The following is a 565-nucleotide window of genomic DNA, read 5'->3' on the forward strand; positions in this document are numbered from 1 at the left end:
CGGTCAGCACACCGAGCGTGCCCTCGCTGCCGGTGAAGGCCCGCGCCCAGTCCTCGCCGCGCTCCGGCAGCAACTCGTCCAGCGCGTAACCGGAGATGCGGCGCGGCAGCTCCGGGAACCCGGTGCGCAGCCGGGCGAGGTCGCCGCGCACCAGCTCGGTGACGCCGGCCCGGATCCGCTCGGGCACGCCCTCGCCGCCGCGGGACAGCCGGGCGGGCTCACCGCCGAAGGTGAGCACCGACAGTTCCCGGACGTTGTCGGCGGTGGTGCCCCAGGCCACCGAGTGCGAGCCGCACGCGTTGTTGCCGATCATGCCGCCGAGCGTGCAGCGGCGGTGGGTGGACGGGTCCGGTCCGAAGGTCAGACCGTGCCGGCCGGCCCGCGCGCGCAGGGTGTCCAGGACGACGCCGGGCTGGACGCGGGCCGTGCGCGACTCCGGGTCGAGGTCCAGGACCCGGTCCATGTGCCGGGTGAAGTCCAGCACCACACCCGTGCCGGTGGCCTCGCCGGCGATGCTGGTGCCCGCTCCGCGCGCCACCACGGCCGTGCCGTGCCGGCGGCACAC

1 protein-coding gene is annotated in these 565 nt (G+C 76.3%); it reads right to left on the reverse strand.

The features are described 5' to 3' along the window. Positions 1-565, reverse strand: a 565-nt coding sequence (locus ACYVE9_RS30360) for an FAD-binding oxidoreductase (protein WP_461031062.1), incomplete at both ends; no start/stop codon positions are given.

It is taken from the genome of Streptomyces sparsus (assembly GCF_054776295.1).